Consider the following 16699-nt stretch of genomic DNA (forward strand, 5'->3'; position numbering starts at 1 on the left):
ATCAATAAAAGAGCGAACGCAAATGAACAATCGCGGATTACATGGACTCTTCCTTTTAGGTTCACTAACGCTAATTGGCTGTTCTTCCACAGACGGCATTTCTACTGATAATACAGATTCTCAAGTCCCTGTTGAGCTAAAAAGTGCAGATGCAGCGACCATCGCAACGTGGATTGACCAAAGCATTCTGAACCCAGAAGGGCTTTCTTTAGAAACGGACAAAATTCGTTATGTTACGGGATCTGCTGATTTGAACAGTGATGGTACAGCAGAACATTTGGTGTTGTTCCAAGACCGTTTCTTCTGCGGAAGTGGTGGCTGCACGGCATATATGTTCGATAATAACGGTAAAGTGCTGAACCGCATGTCGGTAACAAGAACACCGATTGCACTAATAGACAGCTACAGCAACGGTTGGCAAGACTTTGTTGTGTGGAGTAATGGTGCTTATCGTCAGATGAGTTACAACGGTGAATCTTATCCAAGTAACCCTTCAGTAGAACCTAAAATCGACCACAACACTCAAGTTCAGACTGCGACAGCGTATGTGATGGCGACAGAGTTATACCAGCAAGATGGTTACGATATTATGCCCGTCGATGACAAAGAGATTTGGACGCCGGCCAACGTGTATCACTTCACCTTTAAACACCATGGTGATCCGCAAAATGTTTACAACGCGATGGTGAACTTGAACAGCGGTGACGTGGATATCGAATCTGAACCGATGCAATAAATCGGCACGTTATACAAGAAAGGGCGAACGCTTATCGTAAGCGTTCGCCCTTTGTACTTTCTATGTGTCCGCGTTTGTTTTTTTATTAAAACTTATAAGTTGCACCCGCATAGAAAGAGCCGACCTGAATGTTGGTGTCCCAGTTCGAGCCTTTCGAGCCGACATTGAAGTGGTCCATCTCATACGCTGCTCGGAAAGTGATGTTGTTAAACTGATGCGGCGTGTATTCAAGACCGGCCCCTACGCGAAGTAGCAGCTCGTTTTCGTCTTCACCGAGAAATTCAGGAACATCCACCGAAATGTAGCCCAAACCTAGCGTCGCGAATGGTCGTAACCCATTGTCGAATGTGTAGCCAATGTTTGCAGCAACAGACGCACTATTTACGTTGAGATCAAAAGGCGTGTTCTTTACTTTGATATCACCGTAGTCAGTGTATTGAGCTTCTATACCGACGATACGATTGAATTGATAACCGCCAATAATTTTAAAAGTTGTGCCATCAGCATCCAAATGTGTAAACGGACTATCATCACTGTATGTGGTGTTACCCATACCCCCGCCCAGATAAAACCCTGATACATCCTGTGAGCTATTTGCATGAGCCTGAATGCTAACAAGTACGGCGATAAGGGTGGCTGCTTTTTTCATTGTTATTTACCTCTGTATTACTGTCTGTATTGTTGTGTTTAAAACAGTGTTCATTATCTAAATGAGGCGCTGAAAAACTAAACAAAAAGTAAACAAAAACCAAATAATTCCTATTGATTTAGTGACTTAGGCAATTGTGTGTTTTTTGTGTGCTCGGAAGGTATGCAGAGTTAAAAATTGATGTTTGAATCCTTCATTACTAAAAACTGAGTGCTGCATTGTGGTGTGATGAAGATGACTTGGTTTTTAGAATGGTTCGGCAAACCTGACCTATAATTCAAGGAGTTGAGAAAGCAGTGAGCCTGTATGCATAGAATCTATTTCGCCAATTTGGTCCTCGATCCGACGACAAGGACATTGTCCAATTCACACGGTAATGATGTTCCTCTAAGGCCACTTCCATACCAAGTGCTGAACTTGATGCTTGAAAAGCAGGGCGTACATGTAACTCGCGAAGAGTTGTTCGAAATCTGTTGGGATGGTTCAGTCGTTACCGATCAAGCATTGACCAATGTGATTTCCGGTTTAAGAAAGAAACTGGCTCAGTTGAACGCACAAGGCGTACAGATTAAAACGGTGAGTAAAATTGGTTATTTACTGGAAGTTGATGCGGATGTGAAACCCATAAAACAGAAAGTTGAGATACCAGAACTCCAAACGCTCGAAATTGATGATGTTGAACCTCAAGTCAAAACAGCGCCCGAGCAAGAGGCTGAATCGCGAGATAAGGCATTTAGCTTAACTCCGATACTGATGACGGCTTTCCTGCTTATCGCTATTGTTTCTGTGCTTTATTTTCGTCCGTTTGCGCCGCATCCTGATTTTCTTGATGATTCGGATTACCAGCACTTTTCAGTGTCAGAAACGGACTTCTACTTTTACGATCAAAATCATGACGAATTAGATCTTTCGGCTTTGGCAAAGAGCCTCAATGATGAGGTATTTCCAGTATGTCCGGCCATCGTGTATTTGCGTGTGTCTGAATCGGCTTATCAAGAAGGGGCGCATATTCTGCGTGCGTTCGCTTTCGCCAAAAACAGCAATAAGAACGTCAACTACATTAAGTTTTCTCTCGATATCGACACCTTGAAAGAAACGGTCTTAGAGAGCATGAGTAGGGCGGATGCAATATGCAGATAAACAAACTCCTCGTACTCAATATTGCATTGGCAATTGGCCTAGTAGGTGTGGTTGTTCACCAAAAGTATTTCCAATCCGATGAAATTACTGGCTCGCGCTGGGCGTGTGCAACGTTTGAAGAAGACTTTATTACCAGAGGTTACCGACGTTATGAAAACATCAGTGACCGTTCTGTCGTGGTGTTTAGCTCGGATAGGGACATGTACATTTTCCAGAAAGGAACGTTGCTGACGAAAAAGGGCGAAAGAAAAGAATATGAACTGGTTTACAACGGTAAGTATCAAGTGGAGGGACATGCGCTGACGGTGGATTATCAGAAAGTCAGTTGGAATGAACAGCCAACGGAGAGTGAGGTTTTCGTCAGAGACATGAACTCTTACGTGGGCACAAAAACAGACTTCATCTACAAAGTGGAAGACGAACAACTGTTCTTTTTCAATCAGAGCGAAACAGAAGAGAGTAACTTTATCTGCTATCGGATTTAGCGCCCGTTAGACTCCGCTTCTTGCTCAATAAAAAACACCTCCCAATGCCGAAGCGAGAAGGAGGTGTCGAATGCCAAATCGAGGGAGGCATTGTAATTAGATACGCATACGCGTTTCAGCCATGATTAAGCGGCTGCTTGTTGTTTCGTTTCTGCTTTGTTCTTTAGGAACGCGTAAGTAAAACCTGTTACCGCTGTACCTGCTGCGATTGCTACCAAGTACATTAGCACTGGTGAGATTGCGTTAGGGATAAGCAGTACGAACAAACCACCGTGTGGTGCCATCAGTTTTGCACCGAACAGCATCGATAGAGCACCAGTTAGTGCGCCACCCGCCATACATGATGGGATAACACGCATTGGATCTTTCGCTGCGAATGGGATTGCACCTTCAGAGATAAAGCACAGACCAAGCACGAATGAGGCTTTACCTGCTTCACGCTCGCTTTGCTCGAACTTGTTCTTAGCAATGAACGTCGCAAGACCCATACCTAGTGCAGGAACCATACCCGCGGCCATGATTGCAGCCATTGGTGCGTAAGTTTGCGAAGCCAATAGACCTACACCGAATGCGTAAGCAGCTTTGTTTACTGGACCACCTAAGTCGAAACACATCATCGCGCCAAGGATAATACCCAGTAGAACTGCACTGTCTGAACCCATGTTGTTTAGGAAATCAGTTAGGCCGTTCATGATGCCAGATACTGGACCACCCACGATGTAAATCATCACAAGACCCGTGAACAATGTCGCCACGAACGGGATGATAAGGATAGGTTTAAGTGCTTCCATTGATTGTGGAAGTTTTACTTTGTCGGCAAGGAACTTAGCAGCGTAACCTGCGATGAAACCTGCTGCGATACCACCAAGGAAACCTGCACCTGTTGAACTAGCAAGCATACCGCCAACTAGACCTGGAGCCAGACCCGGACGGTCAGCAATAGAGAAAGCGATGTAACCAGCAAGAACTGGGATCATCAATGCGAATGCAGAGCCACCACCGATGTTCATTAGCGCTGCTGCTAGCGTGCCTTCTTCTTTAAACGCTTCGATACCAAATACGAAGGATAGGGCGATAATCAAACCACCGGCAACCACAACTGGAAGCATGTGAGATACACCGGTCATTAGGTGTTTGTACGCGCCTTTCTTCTCTTCTGTCGCTGATGATGCGCTAGAAGAACCAGAGTGTTGGTATACGCTTGCTTGTTCAAACGCTTTGTCCATTTCTTCCGCTGTTTTCTTCAGCGCTGGACCGGTTTTAGTGCGGTACATCTTCTTGCCGTTGAAGCGGTCAAGAGGTACTTCGATGTCTGCTGCGATGATGACCAAATCTGCGTCTGCGATTTCTTGGTCAGTCAGTTGGTTTTTCGCACCTACTGAGCCACGCGTTTCCACTTTAATTTGGTGACCGCGACGTTTGCCTTCTTCCTCTAGTGCTTCTGCTGCCATGAAGGTGTGTGCAACGCCGGTTGGACATGCAGTGATAGCAACAATCTTCTTAGTTGCAGATGCGCTTTCTGCTGGTGCCGCAACTGTGGTTGCTTGCTCTAGCGTTGCTGCACTTTCAACCGCAGTTTGTAAGAAAGCGGATGCGTCTTTCGCTACGGTGCTGATATCTGCTTGGTAGACTTTTTTACCTACGAAACGAGAAGTATCAACTGGAGTGTTAGCCGCAATTACGATCGCTTCTGCTTGTTCAATGTCAGTGTCTGTCAGCAGTGTTGGTTCAACCACGCTTGATTGGCATTCAATCTTTGCGTTCCAACCCAGCTTCGACGCTGCTTGTTCTAGTAGACCTGCCGCAATGATGCTGTTCGCAACACCACTTGGACAAGCTGTAATAATGGCAATATTCATACTGATAACCTTCTGTTCCTTAGTTTTTGTCTAAGTTCGTATTAGGGTAAAGCTCGGTTACTTGTGTTTGGAGCTTGATGTTCTCCAGTTCTTCCTGACTGGTTAGGCCAACGCCAACTTGGCTCACTGCTAGGGCAGAAAGCGCAGTAGCGAAGCGCAGTAAATCGTTTTTCGGCATCACTTGCATGTGACCCCAGCACAGGCCAGCAACAAGCGTATCGCCAGCGCCAACAGTGCTTACTACATTCATTCGTGGTGGTTGAGCACGTAGCCATTCACCTTGGTTAAGCCACATCACGCCGTCTGCTCCCATAGAAACAACGATGTTCTCAATACCTTTATCGCTTAGCGTTTGCGCTGCTTCTTGGCATTGTTCTGGCGTTGAAAGGTGCTCGCCGACAAAGTCACTTAGCTCTTCGTCGTTTGGTTTGATCAACCAAGGATGAGCGTCGATGCCTGCACGTAGTGCCGCTTTGCTGCTATCGAACAAGACTTTTTTGCCTTGCTGATGCAGTTTTTCAATCCATGCCGCGCATTGCTCTGCAGTAACACCACCCGGTAGGCTGCCTGCCAATACAAAGTAATCGTGCGTTTCTGCAAGGCGGAATAGGGTTTCTTCAAAGCGCGCGATTTCTTCTGCCGTAACTTGAACGCCAGGGAAGTTGATGTCGCTCACTTGGCCATCTGCTTCAACCAATTTCACGTTGATGCGAGTTGCGCCTTCGACTTCGACGAACTCGTTTTTAACCTTGATATCGCTAAATAGCTGGTGGAACAGCTCAGGGTTGTCTTTGCCAAGAAAGCCCGTCACTGTTACGTCTGCACCTAGGTCACTAAGCACTTTCGCTACGTTTACGCCTTTGCCGGCCGCGTGTAGGTTGCTCTTTTCAACTAGACTGACAGAACCCACTTTAATTGAGTCCAGCGAACCTGTTAGGTCAAGGGCAGGGTTAAGCGTGATGGTAACGACTTTGTTTGTTTTCAATGCTGTCATTCTCTCGCCCCTTAACCTTCGCCAAGACCAGATGCGATTGCTTTGCCGATTGACTCAAGTGCTTGTGCAGCATCTGGACCTTCAGCAGAGAATTGAAGCTGGTGGCCGTGTTTCACGCCTAGTGCGATAACTTTCATTAGGCTCTTCGCGTTCACTGCTTTGCCGTCGCCATCTAGGTTTGCCACACGAATGGTAGATTCGAACTTCTTCGCTTCAGCAACTAGCATTGCGCCAGGACGAGCGTGTAGGCCGTGGGCGTTTTTGATCTTAAAGATTGCCGTGTTGCCATCTTCAGCCGCTTCTGTTGCCATTTCTTCGCCTTTGAACAGTGCAAGGATCTGTTCAGCAGAAGCATCAAGTAATTTGCTGTGTTCGTTGTTAAACACAAGCTTTGAAATCGTGCTTAGGATAGATTGGTGAGCATTGTTGCAAGCTGCAAATGCAACTAGAGCACGCACTTTCTCGCCTTCGAATTCACAATCATTTGCTGTTGATACAAAAGAAACACCAGTGCGAGTTACTTGTTTATCACTACCAACAAGCCATAGACCTTGGCCTAGGTGCGTTGGCGTTTTCGTTACTAGATCTGCAACGAATTCTGTACCTGCACAACCTGTGTTTTTAAGTAGGCCGCCAGCAACCGCGCTCATTTGAATCATGTCGCTTGCTGGGAATAGCAATTGAATGAGAGAAGCATCGAAATCCGCTTCTAGCTGAATGTCGCCATGAAGTAGGGCAATAATGTCGTCTTCGTTTTTCGCATCACGCAGACGCTCTTCAACGCCATCCGAACCCAGTACTTTTGTTAGCTGCTTAAGAATGCCCAAGTGCTCGTCTGATTTCGCTGCAATACCGATCGCAACGTAAACTGTGTTGCCGTCGCCCCATTCAACGCCTTCTGGGAAGTGGTGAACAGCAACACCCGTGGTTTTCACCATTGAGCGCGTGTCAGTCGTGCCGTGTGGAATCGCGATACCGTTACCTAGAAACGTAGAGTTCTGGTTTTCACGGTTTAGCATGCCTTCTACATAGCCTTGTTCAACCAGACCTTTGTCTGTCAGGCTTTTCGCGATGCTTTTGATCGCTTCAAACTTATCTGTAGCGGATTGAGATAGGGTAATGTCGTTCTTACTTAGCTTAAGCATGGTGCTTCTCCAGCCTTAAGGTATCTATTTCTAATTCATCTTGGCTACGCAGAGATTGGTTTGCGTAACATCGTTTATCTGTTTTGCTTAACAAAAGAAACTGAATCGATTCAGCTTTTGGTCAAATTTTTTAAAACACTCAGCGAAACTGTTTCTAAAATCGAAACTTAACCACTCATGGCTTTATGCTTTTAAAGCCTAGCAAAGGGAGCCTGTATTGCGTGATTTTGGTGACTCTCGTCAATTTTTGAGTTTTGCTGAATCCTTTCAGCTTTTATACTGAATCGGTTCAGCATATAATTCAACTTATCGAAGGATCGTTGATGTATTAATATGATCCCGCGCACAGAACAGGGCTTAGAATATGACACTGGATGAAATAGCAAAATTAGCTGGGGTTTCGAAGACCACGGCAAGCTATGTGATTAACGGAAAAGCGCAGAAATACCGCATCAGCGAAAAGACTCAAAAGAAAGTCATGGCGGTGGTTGAGCAGTACAATTACAAACCGGATCACGCCGCATCTTCTTTAAGAGCGGGCAACTCCCGTTCGTTCGGTTTGATCATTCCAGATTTAGAGAACACCAGTTACGCGCGTTTAGCAAAACTGATTGAACAGAACTCGCGTAAAGCGGGCTACCAAATTTTGATCGGCTGTTCTGATGATGATCCGCAAACGGAGCAAAAGGTTGCGGAGGCGCTCGTGAGTCGTCGTATTGATGCGCTATTCGTGGCGAGCAGTATGCCAGCAGCTAGCGAATATTATCTTAAGCTGCAAAACTCGGGTACGCCCGTTATCGCACTTGACCGTCCTATGGATGATGAACACTTTTGTTGTGTGATCAGTGAAGATTTTGATGCGGCGTTTGAGCTTACAGAATCAGTATTGTCGCCTGAGATTGAGTCCATCGGCCTGATTGGCGCATTAGAAGAACTGCAAGTCTCTAAAGAGCGTGAACTGGGTTTCCGTTCTGCATGCCAGCAAAAAGGTAACGAGGCATTAGTAGGTTATGGTCAGCACTTCTCTCGTGAAGAAGGCAAGAAGGTGTTAGAAGGGTGGATCGAAAAGGGCAAGCTGCCAGATGCTATGGTGACCATGTCTTACACCTTATTAGAAGGCGTGTTGGATGTGATGTTGGAAAAGCCAGAGTTGATGGGCAAAGTACGTTTGGCCACCTTTGGTGATAACCGCTTGCTCGATTTTCTTCCAATCAAAATCAACTCGCTCCCACAGCAGTTTGAGCTGATCGCCGACAGCGCAATGGAGTTGGCGCTTAATGCTTCAGCTAAGCGCTATAAAGCAGGAGTGGAGTTGATTCCGCGTAAGATTGTAAAGCGCCACACCGAAACTAAAGCTTAATTTCTACCGTCAGCGCCACAAATGCGTGGTCGCTGGCGTTTTTATCCCTCTCAAAAGACGGATTGATTAGGTGCGCATCCAGCACTTGGTAATTCGTGACTTCTGCTATTGATACATCTTCATGAGAATCGAACTCTTGCGACAACAGTATGTAATCCAAAACATTACCTTTTGCGAAGTGATAATGGGTTGCAGGCCTTGAGTCCAGCAGTGGTGTTACTTGTAAATCCCAACCATCATTAAGTCGCAAATCAGTGACGCTGTCACCATGCTTTTCAACCAACGCCTTGTTCACACTGGCATCAGTGATGGGTTGGTTCATGTCACCCATTAATACCGTTGGCATCGGGCTACTCGCATAGTGCTTTTGCATGGCATCACGCAACATTGCCGCTTCCCAGCCACGTTGTTGAGTTGAGAGCCATCGGGCAATCGGTCTGCTTGCCTGTTCGGGGGCATCTGTGTCCGCAGGGCGTTGAGATTTTAAATGCGTCACATAAACCGTAATATGGCCGATAACGGGATGCACAATGCTCGCTCTAACCGGTTTTCGACTGAAAGGGGGCGCGGTGAGGTCGCCAAAGGCAGCGAGTGTTTCTTTGTCGAATGTAACTGCTTCATAATGTTCAATCGGAAAACGCGAAGCGACGGCGACAACAGGACGCGAGTAGATATAATCGCCTTCGACATGTGGCGTATCGACACAGGCAAAGTGTTCGTAACCGATCTCAGCAAAGAAGTTTTTGGTTTCTTCAATGCTGAACACTTCTTGCAAGCCGATGATGTCAGGATTGAGCTGTTCGATTTGTGATTTTGTCCAAGCGAGTTTGTCTTGCCATTGTTCTGTCGAGTAGATGTTCTCGAAATCATAATAGGCATTGGGTGGGGCGATAAAGTTAAATAGATTCGCCGTGGCGAAGGTGATTTGGCTCGTTTTAGACAAAATGACGCTCGTTCAAGGAGTTATTGGGTGAGTATATACCCAAATAGAAGAGATGAGTGAAGATCACGTTTCTATTTGTACGCATTCCGTTTAAACTCCGTGCATCAAGATTAATGAGTACCGAACATGACCCAAGATTACGAAAACGAAGAGTATTTAGAAGGCGAAGAAATTGAAATCGAAGCGATTGGCATCGACGTCGACGCGCACCCAATTGAACTGTATAAGCTTTTTAAAATCGCAAACTTGGTGAGTGGCGGTGGTGAAGCAAAACACATCATCGAAGAAGGTTACGTTGCGGTAAATGGTGAACTAGAAACGCGCAAGCGTCGCAAAATGTACGATGGTGATTTTTTCGAGTTCAACCAAGAATATTATGTTGTTGTCTGTGACGCGCCAGTAACTGAACCTGAATCTGCTGAAGAAAAAGCAGAGAAAAAGGCGAAGAAAGAAGCACAAGCGGCTCGCAAAGAAAAGTCTCGTTTGAAAAAGAACGACAAAGCGAACGTTAAAGGGCCGAAATCAACAGGCCGTAAAGCCGCGCACAAAGAGCGTAAAGCACAGAAAGAAGCCTTATCTCAATCGGCTAAGAAAGGCAAAAAAGAAGATAAGCCTAAAGCGACTCGCGATCCGAACAGCGGCCGTAACTCAATCGACTTCTTTTAATTGATGTTGGTTTGATTCGATAGATTCGAATAACTAAAAAGCGCCGACTTAGTGTGACTAAGTCGGCGCTTTTTATTTGTAGAGTGGGCGAGGATGCTCGTATGAGCTCAATGCAGAAGCTTATTACTATTAACCTGATTCGTCCAATGGTGGATTGCGTTAGGCTTGCCGAGGTAAAAACCTTGGTAATAATCTAAGTCTAATCGTTGCATGGCGGAAAGCTGAATGTTTTCCTCTACACCTTCTATTACGACTTTCGCATTCATCTCTTCAGCCAGTTCTACTGCGTTTGCAATCGCCAGCGTATCACCTGAACAATAATCGAGAAGGTAAGAACGGTCTATCTTGATGATGTCGGGGCAAAGATGTTTAACGCGAGACATGTTTGAATGGTGAGAGCCAAAGTCGTCAATAGCGAACAAGAAGCCATTCGCCCTCATCAATTGGACGGCTTCTATCAAAAGCTCAGTGTCACCACAAGATTCTTCAACTACTTCAAATACGACGTCAGAGGGGTGCATTCCAAGCTCTTCTAAGCGTTTGTACAGAAGGCCGTTATCTTTGAAACCCATATCTTTAGTTAGGGTAAGCAGCGTTTGAGGCATGACATTAAGAAATAACTTAATTGTTGAACCTGCGAAGTGCTTGGCAAAGTTACGAATATGAATAGCACGAGATAAAAACTCGATACATAGACGAAAGTAGGTATCAATACTTGCATCAGCAAAGAACAGGTCTGGCCGAATGTTAGCGCCGTCTACACCACGAATGCGGAGTAGGGCTTCCATACCTATTATGTTTCTATGCTTATCGAAGATAGGTTGATAAACACTGTAAAACGTATATTGGTTGAGCACGACATAGTATTCACCAAGACTGTCCTGTCTTATGTACTGCTCGTAGTCGGACTGCTGCTTTAACTCCATGAAAAACGCCAAAAAACTAGCATGGCAATGACTGTAACAGGATGGAGTTCCGATTTGAAGGCTTACAAAGTCTTAAATATGAGGGCTTTTAAGTTAATTTGAAATAGATTCCGATTTTTTCTCTATGTATCTAAAAATCATTGATAGACCGAAACAAATCAGAAAGTAAACGAAGCCGACGATTAACCAAATTTCGAAAATGTAGCCTGATGAATTGGCCATCTCTGTGCCGACAAAGGTCATTTCTTGAATCGAGATCAGCGAAACGATAGAAGTGTCTTTAACCAGTGAAATGGTTTGTCCTGCCAGTGCCGGTGTAATTGCTTTGAGTACTTGTGGGGCAATTACAAAACGGTATTTGACCCAGCGAGATAAGCCGAGTGAATCTGCAGCTTCCCACTGGCCTTTATCCACGCTTTGCAAACCAGCGCGAACCACTTCAGCAATATAAGCCGAAGACAGTAAGCCGACACAAAGCACACCAGAGGCCACGTTTTCCCATAGGTTTGGTGGACCAAATAAGAAGTTCTGTAGTGCATTTGTATCTCCGCGATAGTTGCGCAGAAGATCTTCTAACCCAAGTAATGGGATTAACTGGTTCGAGATGAAAAAATAGAAGATGAATACGAATACCAAAGGTGGAATGTTTCGTACCAATTGAATAAAAGCGTTGGCAGGTGTGCGTAGCCAAGCTGAGGCTGAGAATCGAGCTAAACCAAGTAGAGTGCCCAATACGAGAGCAAAGGTTATGCCCCAAAGGCTTAAGCGCAGCGTTGAGATTAGGCCTTGGAAGAAATACGGCAAGCCGCCGTCAGCTCTTGGGGTGAATAAGAGGTCAATGGCTTCTTTCCAATGCCAGATGTAGTTTACGCCAACGGTAGAACGATGATAGAGCCAAACCCCAGCCAACGCGCAGATGGCAAGCAGTACCCAATCGAGTAGGTTAAAACGACTTAAGAAAAAGCCTGATTTTGCTTTGGTTGGTGCAACGCGAGTGGTGGTTTGTCCGCTCAAAGTTTGACTCCGATAGTAGAGAAGAAAACCGACCCGAAGTACGAGTCGGTGTTGTTAATTCGTGCGATGATTAAGGTTATTGACCTTGTGCCACCTGGTCTTGCCAATCTAGCGTTGAGAACCAGTATTCGTAGCGCTCATCTAACCAACCATCTTGTGTGCGAGCTTCAATCCACTCGTTGAAGAAGGCTTTCTTATCTTCTTCGCCTAGGCGGACTGCAAATGCCTCATTACCTTTGGATAGACGCTCAGTAAATGGAATGAACAGTTTGTCAGCATGCTTGATCGCTTCATGTTCCGGTTTCGGGCTCGATGCAATAACCGCGTGTGCGTTGCCGTTCAATACCTCTTGGAATGCTTGTGCATCGTCATCAAACTGAAGGATCTTCGCTTTAGGGAAGGTTTCACGTGCCACTTGCACTGTGAATGCTCCTCGGCGAGCGGCAATTTTTATGCGGCGAGAGTCAAAGTCTGAAAACTCACTAAAGCCAGCCGCTAGCTCTTTGTTTGCTGCTACTTGAACACCTGAGTGCGAGTAAGGTTCAGTAAACAATACGCTCTTTGAACGTTCTGGCGTAATCGACATGCCACCAATGATTACATCAAACTTCTTAGCAAGAAGAGCTGGGATGATGCCGTCCCACGCTGTCGGTACGAATTCAACTTGTAAGCCTGAATCTGCGGCTAGGCGTTTCGCTACATCGATTTCAAAACCAATTAACTCACCTTGTTTGTTACGCATTGCCCAAGGCACAAATGTCGACATACCAACGCGAAGCGTGCCGCGGTCTTTGATTTGATCAACATTTGGGGTCGCGGCTTCTTCTTTTGCAAGCGAAGGCAAAGCAATCGCAAGCCCCAATAATGCAGTAATGGTCGCTTTGAATAACTTCATGTTATCTCCTTATAATTTGCGCCAACTGGCTCCTAGTTTGTGTTCTAGCCAAGCGGATAGGCCAGAAAGTGATAGTGTAAGAGCAAGGTAGATTGCTGCTACGCTAAACCAGATTTCAAACGGCATGGCCGTTTCCGATACGATGTTTCTCGCTTCGGTCGTTAAGTCAAAGATTGCCATGACGCTGACAATTGAAGAGTTTTTAATAAGAGAAACCACTTCATTCGTCAAAGGTGGCAAGGTGCGTTGCAACACTTGCGGAAGTATGACGTCTTTGTAGGCGAAGAAAGGCGATAACCCTAATGTCTTCGCCGCTTCAAACTGACCTTTTGGAATGCTGTTTAAGCCAGCACGGAAGATCTCGGCGGTATAGGCTCCTTGGAATAAGGATAACGCGAGGACTGCGGTGCTGAATCTATCCAAACCAATGACAGGACCAAAGACGAAGTAGAGTAGGTAAATCTGTACCAGTAGCGGCGTATTACGAATAAGTTCGACATACGTCGTTCCAATCGCATTACCAACTTTGGAATCGCTAAGCCTTAAAAGCGCGGTCACCAATCCAATCACTAAAGTGAAGAATAGACTAATCGCAGAAATCTTTAGCGTGACGATAAGTCCTTCGATTAATTCTGCCGGCCACCACTCACCATCTTCGTAGAAGGCAATATAGTCAGGTACACGTTCCCACTGCCATTGATATCCCATTGCTTGAGCACCAGAATCCAATACCCATGCGATAGCGATGAGAAGGACAGTGATTTGTAGTAACGCTTGAAGGACAGGTTTGAAGATTCTATAGACCATGTATTTAGTAACTCAGAATCTGATTTAAGAATGCCTGCGTCCGAGGGTGCTGCGGTGTCTCAAAAAGTGCCACAGGGGAGTTCATCTCGATGATTTCACCTTCATCCATAAAGACCACTCGATTGGCGACCTTTTTGGCGAATCCCATTTCGTGCGTTACACAAATCATGGTCATGCCACTTTGTGCTAACTCCACCATCACGTCCAACACTTCGTTGATCATTTCAGGATCGAGCGCCGAAGTCGGCTCGTCAAATAGCAGTAAATCTGGTTCCATACAGAGCGAGCGTGCGATAGCCACACGCTGCTGCTGACCACCAGACAGTTGAATTGGGTATTTGTTGGCTTGTTCTTCGATGTTAACGCGCTTGAGATAATGAATTGCACGTTTTTCCGCTTCTTGCTTAGAAAGCTTTAGCGTGCGGATAGGGGCAAGAGTGAGGTTTTCTAACACCGTGAGATGTGGAAACAGGTGAAAGTGCTGAAATACCATGCCGACTTTACCCGGTTTTTGTGCTTTAGAATTGGCAGGTTGTTCGAAGACGCTGAGCTCACCTTCTTGGATGGATTCTAAGTGGTTGATGCAACGGATTAGCGTGGATTTTCCTGAGCCAGAAGGGCCGCAAACAACAACGATTTCACCGGTATGTACTGAAAAATTAATGTCTTTGAGGGCGTGATATTCACCATACCACTTGTTTACGCCGCTGAACTCAACAACGATATTTTTCTCTTTCAAGGCTGCCAACTTTTAGAATAAATTTCTTTCTACAATAACAAGTTATTAACCGTATTGCACCTGTTAATCAAGCATAAACTGTCCAACTGGTGAGCAAATAACTCGTGATAAAACTAATCAATAATATAGTCAGTTTTAGAGAAAACGGATCACAATTGCGAAGACAGACATAGTGATAAGAAACTGTGCAGAGTAGTAGGTTGTCATCACCACTTGGCGCGAAAATACCGATGTACTGCCAAATCGTTCGAAGGCAAGGACAACTCCGGACATAGTGAAGATGAAACTGCCGAGAACCGCGAAGGCCGATGATTGGGTCTTTCCACTGGCGTAGTACTCCATCGCCATCCATAGCATTGTCATCAAAACAAAGATATAGCTAGCTACCGACCACTTTTCTTTCCCCAAATCGGGTTTAAAGAAGAAATAGGCACAGACGCCTACGCCAAATACGGCAAATGGCAACCAAGGTGTGAAGTGCCATGCTGCCATATTGATGAAGCCCAAAGCGTAACTAATTTGGGCAAGACAAAACAGTTTAATGCCCGCAACAAATTTGTCTTTTGGGTGCATCAAGATAAGGTCACCCATGAGTGACAATGAGAGACCGCCAATGATCCACTGGGTGTAGGGGAGGTGGTTTGCCGGAGACAGCATTAGCATCCCAATCATTGCTGTGATAGGTAGCGGTTTGGTCAAAAAGAATAACCACTTAGGGCCAGTCTTGATACTGATGATATGTATGAGCGCGCAAGCTACGACAATCAGCCACATACGATTAACTCTTGAATAGACGACTAAACGCTCATTTTTATGAGCAAGCAAAAAATGGACACATCGACTAGTAAGCACTTGGTTTGTTTTTGGTCATCGGCTTACATAACAACATCGAACTATCGCCTTTTGTTATTTTTTTAGCAGAAAAGTTCAATTTATATCGATTTGTCAGTGTGCGGCTAAATTACCATAAAAAAACGGTATTGTGTCTGCGGGGACACAATACCGTTAAAAAAGGCAGAAATTTGATAGATCAGGTCGTTATGCTACGGCGAGATCTAGGATCTTACGGCTGTTTTCTAGGTCAATCGCTTGGTTCTCGCCAAGAACCGTCATGCCGTGCTTTGATAGCTGTGCAATTACTGAGTCAATAGCGGCTTCACGATCATCACCGTAACCTTCAAGTTGAGTTGCTACGTCTAGCTGATGATAGAAAGCTTCGATGGCTTGAATCGTGCGTTCTGCCAAATCTTCACTTTCTGATAAGCCAAATACGTTACGACCCATTTGCTCAAGCTTAGGGCGTTTGAACTGCATTTGGTTACGAAGTAGCGATGGTTGGATGATCGCTAGTGAGCGTGCGTGGTCTACGTGCCAAAGCGCAGTTAGTTCGTGACCAATCATGTGAGTCGCCCAGTCTTGTGGAACGCCACTACCAATAAGGCCGTTCAATGCTTGGTTTGCTGTCCACATTAGGTTCGCACGCCATTGGTCGTTATCACGTTCTGCGAACTGATCGCCGAGTACTTTTAGGTTTTTAAGTAGCGCTTCTGCATAGCCGTCTTGAACCATTGCGCCTGTTGGTAATGTTAGGTATTGCTCACAAACGTGAACCCATGCATCCACAAGACCGTTGATAAGCTGACGCTCTGGCAGGGTCTTCATTACGTCTGGGTCAAGAACTGCAAACTTCGGTTGAACTGCAGGTGCTAAGAACGCCAATTTATCTTGCGTTTCTTTCTTCGTGATTACCGCGCCCATGTTTGACTCGGAACCTGTTGCAGGCAGTGTCAAAATAGCTGCGAGTGGTGTTGCTTCTGTTACTTGGTGTTTACCTACCATGATGTCCCAGCCATCACCATCGTACTTAGCCGCAGCTGCAACGTATTTAGAACCATCAATTACTGAGCCACCACCAACAGCAAGAATAAAATCAACATTCTGCTCTTTAACGGTCGCTACCGCTTTATCCAAGGTTTCTTTCGTTGGGTTTGGCTCTACGCCAGAGAATTCAAGCCACTCGCGACCTTCAAGTGCTTGTGCAACTTGGTCGTACACGCCGTTCTTTTTAATAGAACCGCCACCGTAGATAACCAGTACTTTTTGGTCTGCAGGGATTGCATCTTTGATTGCGGCAATTTGGCCTTGGCCAAAGAAGATTTGAGTAGGGTTGACGTATGAAAAGTTCATTATTAGACCTCTTGCTTCCAATGTGAGGATGGTTAATACATGCATATTAGTATGCGTTAATGGCGCTGAGTAGACCGATTTCTGCAAATTTATTGCCTATTTCTACAAATATACCGTTCTTGTGCTGGAACTGTAATCGGAACTCCAAGTATAG

At 45.5% G+C, this 16699-nt stretch carries 17 protein-coding genes; 5 read left to right on the forward strand and 12 right to left on the reverse strand.

Going from position 1 to position 16699, the window contains the following annotated elements:
• Positions 1-22 precede the first annotated feature (22 nt).
• Positions 23-736: a hypothetical protein gene (locus BCT11_RS06245; protein WP_102387658.1), complete on the forward strand. Its 714-nt coding sequence runs from the start codon at positions 23-25 to the stop codon at positions 734-736.
• Between the two features lie 85 nt (positions 737-821).
• Here BCT11_RS06245 and BCT11_RS06250 read toward each other — a convergent pair whose 3' ends face one another.
• Entirely contained in the window at positions 822-1385 is a 564-nt protein-coding gene (locus tag BCT11_RS06250; RefSeq protein WP_039976789.1) for a porin family protein, read from the reverse strand.
• Between the two features lie 357 nt (positions 1386-1742).
• Between BCT11_RS06250 and BCT11_RS06255 the strand changes: the two genes are divergently transcribed.
• Positions 1743-2525: a helix-turn-helix domain-containing protein gene (locus BCT11_RS06255; RefSeq protein WP_241908993.1), complete on the forward strand. Its 783-nt coding sequence runs from the start codon at positions 1743-1745 to the stop codon at positions 2523-2525.
• A complete protein-coding gene (locus BCT11_RS06260) occupies positions 2516-3010 on the forward strand; it encodes a hypothetical protein (protein WP_102387661.1) in 495 nt (164 codons plus the stop codon). The genes BCT11_RS06255 and BCT11_RS06260 overlap by 10 nt, the downstream gene beginning before the upstream one ends.
• 125 nt (positions 3011-3135) lie before the next feature.
• Here BCT11_RS06260 and fruA read toward each other — a convergent pair whose 3' ends face one another.
• The 3 genes from fruA to fruB are packed head-to-tail and all read right to left on the reverse strand — an operon-like array spanning position 3136 to position 7008.
• Complete coding sequence (gene fruA, locus BCT11_RS06265) at positions 3136-4869, reverse strand: PTS fructose transporter subunit IIBC (protein ID WP_102387662.1); 1734 nt, start codon at positions 4867-4869, stop codon at positions 3136-3138.
• A gap of 19 nt (positions 4870-4888) precedes the next feature.
• Positions 4889-5863: a 1-phosphofructokinase gene (gene pfkB, locus BCT11_RS06270; protein ID WP_045461600.1), complete on the reverse strand. Its 975-nt coding sequence runs from the start codon at positions 5861-5863 to the stop codon at positions 4889-4891.
• A gap of 11 nt (positions 5864-5874) precedes the next feature.
• Entirely contained in the window at positions 5875-7008 is a 1134-nt protein-coding gene (gene fruB, locus BCT11_RS06275; RefSeq protein WP_102387663.1) for a fused PTS fructose transporter subunit IIA/HPr protein, read from the reverse strand.
• Positions 7009-7372: 364 nt separating this feature from the next.
• Here fruB and cra point away from each other — a divergent pair, with 364 nt between their 5' ends.
• Entirely contained in the window at positions 7373-8368 is a 996-nt protein-coding gene (gene cra / locus BCT11_RS06280) for a catabolite repressor/activator (protein WP_102387664.1), read from the forward strand.
• On the opposite strand, the gene BCT11_RS06285 is transcribed toward cra, so the two are convergent.
• Positions 8358-9311: an endonuclease/exonuclease/phosphatase family protein gene (locus BCT11_RS06285; protein WP_102387665.1), complete on the reverse strand. Its 954-nt coding sequence runs from the start codon at positions 9309-9311 to the stop codon at positions 8358-8360. The two genes, cra and BCT11_RS06285, sit on opposite strands and share 11 nt — an antisense overlap.
• 126 nt (positions 9312-9437) lie before the next feature.
• On the opposite strand from BCT11_RS06285, the gene BCT11_RS06290 reads away from it, so the two are divergent.
• Positions 9438-9977 (forward strand): RNA-binding S4 domain-containing protein, encoded by a 540-nt coding sequence (locus BCT11_RS06290; protein WP_102387666.1) that lies wholly within the window; start codon positions 9438-9440, stop codon positions 9975-9977.
• A gap of 107 nt (positions 9978-10084) precedes the next feature.
• On the opposite strand, the gene BCT11_RS06295 is transcribed toward BCT11_RS06290, so the two are convergent.
• From BCT11_RS06295 to BCT11_RS06325, 7 genes are all read right to left on the reverse strand, one after another.
• Entirely contained in the window at positions 10085-10903 is an 819-nt protein-coding gene (locus BCT11_RS06295; protein WP_038870838.1) for an EAL domain-containing protein, read from the reverse strand.
• A gap of 93 nt (positions 10904-10996) precedes the next feature.
• Positions 10997-11917 carry an amino acid ABC transporter permease gene (locus tag BCT11_RS06300; RefSeq protein WP_102387667.1) on the reverse strand — a complete coding sequence of 307 codons (921 nt, stop codon included), beginning with the start codon at positions 11915-11917 and terminating at the stop codon, positions 10997-10999.
• 76 nt (positions 11918-11993) lie between these two features.
• Positions 11994-12812, reverse strand: coding sequence for a transporter substrate-binding domain-containing protein (locus BCT11_RS06305; protein WP_042602789.1), 819 nt, complete (start codon positions 12810-12812; stop codon positions 11994-11996).
• A gap of 9 nt (positions 12813-12821) precedes the next feature.
• Positions 12822-13619, reverse strand: coding sequence for an amino acid ABC transporter permease (locus BCT11_RS06310; protein ID WP_038877954.1), 798 nt, complete (start codon positions 13617-13619; stop codon positions 12822-12824).
• Positions 13620-13623: 4 nt separating this feature from the next.
• Positions 13624-14358: an amino acid ABC transporter ATP-binding protein gene (locus BCT11_RS06315; protein ID WP_061034759.1), complete on the reverse strand. Its 735-nt coding sequence runs from the start codon at positions 14356-14358 to the stop codon at positions 13624-13626.
• Between the two features lie 135 nt (positions 14359-14493).
• Positions 14494-15132, reverse strand: a complete 639-nt coding sequence (locus BCT11_RS06320; protein ID WP_095760369.1) for a lysoplasmalogenase — start codon at positions 15130-15132, stop codon at positions 14494-14496.
• Between the two features lie 264 nt (positions 15133-15396).
• Entirely contained in the window at positions 15397-16545 is a 1149-nt protein-coding gene (locus tag BCT11_RS06325; protein ID WP_038870824.1) for an iron-containing alcohol dehydrogenase, read from the reverse strand.
• Positions 16546-16699 lie beyond the last annotated feature (154 nt).

Source organism: Vibrio sp. 10N.222.52.B12, assembly GCF_002875385.1.
Taxonomy (GTDB): domain Bacteria; phylum Pseudomonadota; class Gammaproteobacteria; order Enterobacterales; family Vibrionaceae; genus Vibrio; species Vibrio jasicida.